The organism is Devosia sp., from assembly GCF_028290645.1.
Taxonomy (GTDB): Bacteria; Pseudomonadota; Alphaproteobacteria; order Rhizobiales; family Devosiaceae; genus Devosia_A.
This window is the reverse complement of the sequence record NZ_JAQGJL010000366.1, coordinates 1-4,639: the sequence shown is the minus strand read 5'-3', so window position 1 is coordinate 4,639 and position 4,639 is coordinate 1. Positions and strand designations below refer to the sequence as shown.

At 65.5% G+C, this 4,639-nt stretch carries 7 protein-coding genes; 2 read left to right on the top strand and 5 right to left on the bottom strand.

All coding sequences use genetic code 11. The features are described from left to right. Together JWQ89_RS19535 and JWQ89_RS19530 are read right to left on the bottom strand one after the other, a co-directional pair. The coding region (locus JWQ89_RS19535) for a helix-turn-helix domain-containing protein (protein ID WP_299643799.1) at positions 1-314 on the bottom strand (314 nt) is incomplete at its 3' end. A gap of 113 nt (positions 315-427) precedes the next feature. Next, a complete protein-coding gene (locus JWQ89_RS19530) occupies positions 428-907 on the bottom strand; it encodes a DUF2244 domain-containing protein (RefSeq protein WP_299643797.1) in 480 nt (159 codons plus the stop codon). 39 nt (positions 908-946) lie between these two features. Here JWQ89_RS19530 and nth point away from each other — a divergent pair, with 39 nt between their 5' ends. Both nth and JWQ89_RS19520 read left to right on the top strand, forming a co-directional pair. After that, entirely contained in the window at positions 947-1,615 is a 669-nt protein-coding gene (gene nth / locus JWQ89_RS19525) for an endonuclease III (RefSeq protein WP_299643795.1), read from the top strand. A gap of 166 nt (positions 1,616-1,781) precedes the next feature. After that, positions 1,782-2,783 carry an adenosine kinase gene (locus JWQ89_RS19520; protein WP_299643793.1) on the top strand — a complete coding sequence of 334 codons (1,002 nt, stop codon included), beginning with the start codon at positions 1,782-1,784 and terminating at the stop codon, positions 2,781-2,783. Positions 2,784-2,796: 13 nt separating this feature from the next. Here the strand turns inward: JWQ89_RS19520 and coaA are convergent, their stop codons facing one another. The 3 genes from coaA to JWQ89_RS19505 form a co-directional block, all read right to left on the bottom strand. Further along, complete coding sequence (gene coaA, locus JWQ89_RS19515; RefSeq protein WP_299643791.1) at positions 2,797-3,741, bottom strand: type I pantothenate kinase; 945 nt, start codon at positions 3,739-3,741, stop codon at positions 2,797-2,799. A 5-nt stretch (positions 3,742-3,746) separates the two neighbouring features. Then, entirely contained in the window at positions 3,747-4,073 is a 327-nt protein-coding gene (locus JWQ89_RS19510; RefSeq protein WP_299643790.1) for a phosphoribosyl-ATP diphosphatase, read from the bottom strand. Next, positions 4,070-4,639: HisA/HisF-related TIM barrel protein (locus JWQ89_RS19505; protein WP_299643789.1), on the bottom strand; the 570-nt coding region annotated here is incomplete at its 5' end. The genes JWQ89_RS19505 and JWQ89_RS19510, both read right to left, overlap by 4 nt.

The following is a 4,639-nucleotide window of genomic DNA, read 5'->3' as shown; positions in this document are numbered from 1 at the left end:
GCCTCATGGGTGACGAACAGGTCGTGCAGCCGCGAGGTGGAGGAGAGCCCGACCTCGTAGGTGGTATCGAGCACGCTCTGCTGATCGGCGAGAAGGCGCTTGGCATGATCGAGCGCCACGGCCTGGGCAAAGGTCTTCGGGCTCAGCCCGCACCAGCGGCGAAACAGGTCGGTGAGCTGCCGCTCGGTCAGCCCGAGAGCCCTGGCAAAGCGCGGCAGGTCGGTTTCGTCGGGCAGCGTCTCGCTGAGATAGGCGATGGCGGCGCGAACGGTCTCGTAGTCCGAGTTGGCGATGATATTTTCGTGCTTGCTCATGATGGAGGCAAGATAGGCGCCCCGGCGGTAGGTTGCGACCCGCTTTTGACGCCGACTATCAGTCGGGATGCCTTCTCCCCTTGTGGGAGAACGCAGCTGCGGAGAGATCGGGGCTAAACCCGGGCCTTCTTCAGCGCCGTACCAAAGGCCTTGGCAAAACTCGACTTCTCGTCGGGGTTGAGGAATTCGCCGAGGACGACGTCGCGGTCGCGGGTGCGCAGGTGCAGGCCGGTGGTGCGCTCGTTATAGTCGCGGTCCACCACCAGCTTCACGAAATACGGATTGAACCGGCTGAGGGTTTCCTTGCCGACGCCATCGACCTGCTTCAGCTCGAGCTGATCGGGCCAGAGCGTCACTTCCTCGTAGCGCTTGCCGTCGCGCTGCGAGGCGCTCAGCGCCCACCAGACCAGCGCCACGTCGAGGCCCATGAAGCCGACGATCGGCCAGGCGCCCATCGAGAAGAAGATGATGGCGGGGATGGTGGCGAGGACCGCCATCAGCACGATGACTAGTCGCACGCCCTTGCGTCCCAGCGATCGGTGGGGCGTCAGCTTTGCCGCAAAGAGCGGCCTTGCTTGCGTTTGCGTCGTCATCTTGGGCATCACTATAGGCTCAGATTCGGGATGACGGAAATGGCGCAGCAAAAAGTGAAACGACTGCCTAAAGCAGATGTCGGAGCGATTTTCGGCGCTTTTGCGGCGGCGGAGCCCGAACCGAAGGGCGAACTCGATTACGTGAACCCGTTCACGCTGCTGGTGGCGGTGGTGCTCTCGGCCCAGGCGACCGATGCCGGCGTCAACAAGGCGACCCCGGCGCTGTTCAAGCTCGCCGAGACGCCCGAGAAAATGGTGGCGCTAGGGGTGGCGGGCATCGAGGAGCGGATCAGGACCATCGGGCTCTTCCGCACCAAGGCGAAGAACGTCTTCACGCTCAGCCAGCAATTGATCGAGAAGTTCCATTCGCAAGTGCCCGCAGACCGGGAAGCGCTGGAAACCCTCGCAGGCGTCGGGCGGAAGACCGCGAACGTCGTGCTCAACACCGCCTTCCGGAAGCCGACCATCGCGGTGGACACGCATCTCTTCCGGGTGGCGAACCGCACTGGGCTGGCGCCCGGGAAGACACCGCTCGAGGTGGAACTGGGGCTGCTGAAGGTGATCCCCGACGAGTACCTGCTCCACGCCCACCACTGGCTGATCCTCCACGGCCGCTATGTCTGCAAGGCACGCAAGCCCGAATGCTGGCGCTGCATCATCCGCGAATGGTGCCGGTACGAACCGAAGACGCCGGCGCCGAGGGGGTAGCCCTCGATCCCTCCGCCTCGCCTTCTCCCCTTGTGGGAGAAGGCGGGCAAAGCCCGGAGTCATCGAGGTTGGCAAGCCGCGGCGCGCCTGCGCTGGCCGTTGCGCCAGGGCGCAATCTCCTCTATTTCCGGCGCGGCTCTTTTCCCATTTCCTTGAAGGATCGCCGATGGCCGAGACCCGGTTCGACGTTCTCACCATCGGCAACGCCATCGTCGACGTCATCGCCCCGATCGATCCGGGCTTCCTCGAACGCGAGGGACTCAGCGAGGGCATCATGCACCTCGTCGATGCGGAGCGCTCCGCCTACCTCTACGAGCGCATGCCGGACAACAAGCGGCAGATCTCGGGCGGCAGCTCGGCCAACACCGCGGCCGGCGTCGCCTCGCTGGGCGGACGGGCAGCGTTCGTGGGGAAGGTCGCCGGCGATCCCCTGGGCGAGGTGTTCGCCGAGGACCTTGCCCGCATCGGCGTCCACTATGGCGTGTCGCGGCTCAAGGACGGGCCGGCGACGGCGCGCTCGATGATCCTCCTCTCGCCGGACGGCGAGCGGACGATGAACACGTACCTCGGCGCCTGCCACCAGCTCACCACCGCCGACATCAAGGAAGACGAGATCGGCGCCGCGACCGTGACCTACATGGAAGGGTTTTTGTGGGACCCGGCGGAAGCGAAGAAGGCCTTCGTCATGGCGGCCCATTACGCCCACAAGCACGAGCGGGCCGCGTCCTTCACGCTCAGCGACCCGTTCTGCGTCAACCGCTATCGCGACGAGTTCCTCGACCTGATCCGGTCCAAAACCATGGACATCGTCTTCGGCAACATCGAAGAGCTGAAGTCGCTCTACCAGACCGACTTCCACGGCGCCGTGCAGGCGATCGCCAGGGACGCCGAGCTGGCCGCCATCACCATGGGCGCCGACGGCGCGATGGTGGTGCACGAGGGCGAGATCATCACCGTGCCGGCCTACGCGGTGCCCGAGGTGGTGGATGTGACCGGCGCGGGCGACCTGTTCGCGTCGGGGTTTTTGCTGGCCATTGCGCGCGAGCGTGATTTCCGCACGGCGCTGCAGGCGGGGTGTCTCGCCGCGAGCGAAGTGATCTCGCATATCGGCGCACGGCCGGTAGCGGATTTGCAGGCGCTGGCGGAGGAGAAGGGGATCGGGATCTAGGGCTCGGAGCGCCTCAGACCTTCCTCAGCGCCACCCGCTCGATCGTGTGGCTCGGCCCCTTGGTCAGCACCAGGTCGGCCCGGCTCCGCGTCGGCTGGATGTTGTCGCGCAGGTTCGGCAGGTTGATCTCGGTCCAGGCCCACATGCCAAAATCCTCGGCTTCCTTCTGGCTCATCTGGGTGAAGCGGTGGAAGAAGCTCTTGGGGTCGGCGAAGGCGGTTTCGCGCAGGCGCCGGAAGCGCTCCATGAACCAGGTGGTGAGGTCGTTCTCGTCGGCATCGATGAAGATCGAGAAATCGAGGAAATCCGAAGCAAAGACGATCGGCTTGCCGGATTTCGGCAGTTCCCCCGGCTGGAGGATGTTCAGTCCCTCGACGATCAGGATGTCAGGCCGGTCGATGGTGATGAACTCGCCCTCGATCACGTCGTAGACGAGGTGGGAATAGACCGGCACCTTGACGTCGGGCTTGCCGGATTTGATGTCGCTCAGGAACCGGATCAGCGCGGCGCGGTCATAGCTTTCGGGAAAGCCCTTGCGCTCGGCGAGCTTCAGCTCATCCAGCCGCTGGTTCGAGTAGAGAAAGCCGTCGGTGGTGACGAGGTCGACCTTGGGCGAGCTCGGCCAGCGGCGGAGCAGCGCCTGGAGGATGCGCGAGGTGGTCGACTTGCCCACCGCGACCGAGCCGGCGACGCCTATGATATAGGGCACCTTGCGCCCATCGGCGCCGAGGAATTTCGTCGAGGCCCGGTGCAGCTCCTGCGTCGCCTCGACATAGAGCGAGATCAGCCGGCTCAGCGGCAGGTAGATTTCCTCGGCTTCGGTGAAGGAAATCGGATCGGTCAGCGCGCGGAGGCGCTTGACGTCATCGGCGTCGAGCGTCATCGGCTCGTCGGCGCGGAAGCGGCTCCATTCGGCCTTGGTGAAGTAGTGGAACGGGGCGAGTTCGAGCTTCTTCATGCCCATCAGTTCTGGGCCTTGGGGCGCGCGGCTTTTTCCTCGAGCCCCGATTGCGTGGTGCGGCGCTCGAGCTGTGCCATCACATCGCTGAGCGGCACGCCGGCGGCGCGCAGCAGCACCAGCAGGTGATAGAGCACGTCGGAGGCCTCGCCCTCGGTGCCTTTTTTGTCCTTGGTGACCGCCGAGATGATGATCTCGGCGGCTTCCTCGCCGAATTTCTTGGCGCAGCGCTCTACGCCGCCGGCGAGCAGCTTGGCCGTGTAGCTCTCATCGGGCGAAGCCGAGGCGCGGGCGGCGATGCGCTGGTCGAGCGTTTCGAGGGTGAAGCTCATTGTTCCGCTCCCGGATTGAGGTCGTGGCGCATGGCGATGCCGTGGCGCTCCATATAGTCCTTGGCCTGCCCCACCGTGTAGGTGCCGAAGTGGAAGATCGAGGCGGCGAGCACGGCCGAGGCGTGCCCCTCCTTCACCCCGGCGACGAGGTCGTCGAGCGAGCCGACGCCGCCCGAGGCGATCACCGGCACGTGTACCGCATCGGCGATGGCGCGGGTGAGCTGCAGGTCGAAGCCGGACTTGGTGCCGTCGCGATCCATCGAGGTGACCAGCAACTCGCCGGCACCGCTCTCGACCATTTTCGCGGCGAACTCGACGGCGTCGAGGCCCGAGGCGTTGCGGCCGCCGTGGGTGAAGATTTCCCACTCGTCGCGGTTGTCCTGACCGGGAGCCTGGGTGAGGCGCTTGCGGGCATCGACGGAGACGACGATGCACTGGTCGCCGAATTTGTCGGCGGCGCGGGCGATGAAATCCGGGTCGGAGACAGCAGCCGAGTTGATCGCGACCTTGTCGGCGCCGGCCAGCAGGAGCTTGCGGATATCCTCGATGCGGCGGACGCCGCCGCC